The organism is Geodermatophilus sp. SYSU D00684, from assembly GCF_054050455.1.
In genome coordinates, this window is sequence record NZ_JBJGZI010000061.1 from 1 (window position 1) to 2,079 (window position 2,079).

2 protein-coding genes are annotated in these 2,079 nt (G+C 77.5%); both read left to right on the plus strand.

Features of this window, described 5'->3' with window-relative positions:
* Positions 1 to 104 precede the first annotated feature (104 nt).
* On the plus strand, positions 105 to 1,034 hold the full coding sequence (locus ACI79L_RS23905) for an MBL fold metallo-hydrolase (protein WP_456939185.1): 930 nt from the start codon (positions 105 to 107) through the stop codon (positions 1,032 to 1,034).
* 13 nt (positions 1,035 to 1,047) lie between these two features.
* Entirely contained in the window at positions 1,048 to 1,965 is a 918-nt protein-coding gene (locus ACI79L_RS23910) for a fumarylacetoacetate hydrolase family protein (protein ID WP_456939186.1), read from the plus strand.
* Positions 1,966 to 2,079 lie beyond the last annotated feature (114 nt).

The window sequence follows — 2,079 nt, forward strand, 5'->3', positions numbered from 1 at the left end:
GTGCTCTGCCCCGCCGGTGTGGGCAGAGCACGAGCACGCCGGAGCACCCGAGCCGTGGAGCCCGCCGACTTTCCGTGCCACCTGGGCTCCAGCAGAGTGACGGCGTGACGACGTCGATCGAGGCCGCGGCGCTGCAGGAGGTGGCACCGGGCGTCTTCGCCTACGTGCAGCCCGACGGCAGCTGGATGATCAACAACACCGGCGTGGTCACCGGCGACGACGGCACGGGGCTGATGGTGGACACCACCTCCACCGAGGCCCGCAACCGCGCGCTGCTGGCCGCCGTCGGGTCGGTGGCGCCGGGCCGGCTGCGGGCGCTGGTGAACACCCACCACCACGGCGACCACACCTTCGGCAACTGGCTGGTGCCCGCCGAGACCCCGGTGGTCGGGCACGTGCACGCACGGGAGGACCAGCTGGCCGCCGGTCTGCTGGCCGCGCAGGTGCTCACCGGGCCGGACTACGGCCACCTCGAGGTGCGCCCGCCCGACGTCACGTTCACCGGCGCGATGACGCTGCACCTCGGCGAGCGGGCGGTGGAGCTGCACGCGGTCGGGCCGGCACACACCCGAGGCGACGTCGTCGTGTGGCTGCCGGCGCAGCGGGTGGCCTTCGCCGGGGACATCGCCTTCGCCGGCGGCCAGCCGTTCCTCGCCGAGGGCAGCGTGGCCGGCTACCCGCGGGCGATCGAGGCGCTGCGCGCGCTGCAGCCCGACGTGCTGGTGCCCGGGCACGGCCCGGTGTGCCGCGGCGAGGAGGTCCCCCGGCTGCTCGACGACCTGGCCGGCTACGCGGCCTTCGTCGACGCGACCGCGCGCGAGGGGCACACGGCCGGGTGGTCGCCGCTGGAGACCGCGCGGCGGCACGCGGACAACCCCTACGCCGGGTGGCAGGAGTCCGAGCGGCTGGTGGGCAACCTGCACCGCGCCTACGCCGAGCTCGACGGGCGGCCGCCGGGCGAGCGGCTGCCGCTGACCGGGATCTGGCCGGACATGGTGGCGTTCCACGGCGGTCCCATCGGCTGCCGGGCGTGAGGGAGGAGAGCTGATGCGCTGGGTCACCTACGTCTCGCCGTCCGACGGCGCGGAGCGGGCCGGACTGCTGCACGACGGGCAGGTGCACGGGTTCGACGCCGCGCTGGTCGACCTGCTGCCCGACCTCGCCGCGGCGGCCGGGCGCACCCCGGCCGAGGTGGTGCCGGAGGACGGGCTGGTGCTGCGCGCGCCGGTGCCGCGGCCGCCGTCGGTCCGCGACTTCCTGTCCTTCGAGCAGCACGCGCGCAACGCCGCCGCCGCGTTCGGCCGGGAGGTCTCGCCGGTCTGGTTCCGGCAGCCGGTCTTCTACTTCACCAACCCGGCGGCGGTGCGCGGCACCGGCGAGCCGGTCCCGGTCTCCCCCGGCTCGGCGGCGTTCGACTACGAGGTGGAGGTCGCCGCGGTCGTCGGCCGGGGCGGGTCGGACCTCACGCCGGAGCAGGGCGAGGCCGCCATCGCCGGCTACACGGTGTTCGTCGACTGGAGCGCCCGCGACGTGCAGGGCGTGGAGTCCCAGGTCGGCCTCGGCCCGGCCAAGGGCAAGGACGGCGCGACGACGCTGGGCCCGGTCCTGGTCACGCCCGACGAGCTCGAGCCGCACCGCTCCGGCGCCGGCTACGCGCTGCGGATGGCGGCCGCGGTCGACGGCGTCGAGCAGGGCGGCGGCAGCTGGGCCGACATCCGCTGGTCGTTCGGGCAGATGCTCGCCTACGCCTCGCGCGGCACCGAGCTGCGGCCGGGCGACGTCGTCGGCAGCGGCACGGTCGGGACCGGGTGCCTGCTGGAGCTGCGGTCGCTGCACGGCGAGGAGCGGCACCCGTGGCTGCGGCCGGGCGTGGAGGTCGCGGTGACGGTCGAGCGGATCGGCACGGTGACCGCGCCGATCGTCGCGGGGCCCGAGCCCGTCCCGCTGGGTCCCCCGGCGCAGTGACCTGACGCGCGGTCGTGGGGGGGGGGGGGGGGGGGGGGGGGGGGGGCCGGCCGCCGGGGGGGGGGGGCGGGGGGGGGGGGGGGGGGGGGGGGGGGGGGGCGGGGGGCGCGGCGC

What these genes read in the sequence shown, in the direction of transcription:
- ACI79L_RS23910 (WP_456939186.1), top strand. Translation starts at nt 1,048, where the DNA reads ATGCGCTGGGTCACCTACGTCTCGCCGTCCGACGGCGCGGAGCGGGCC.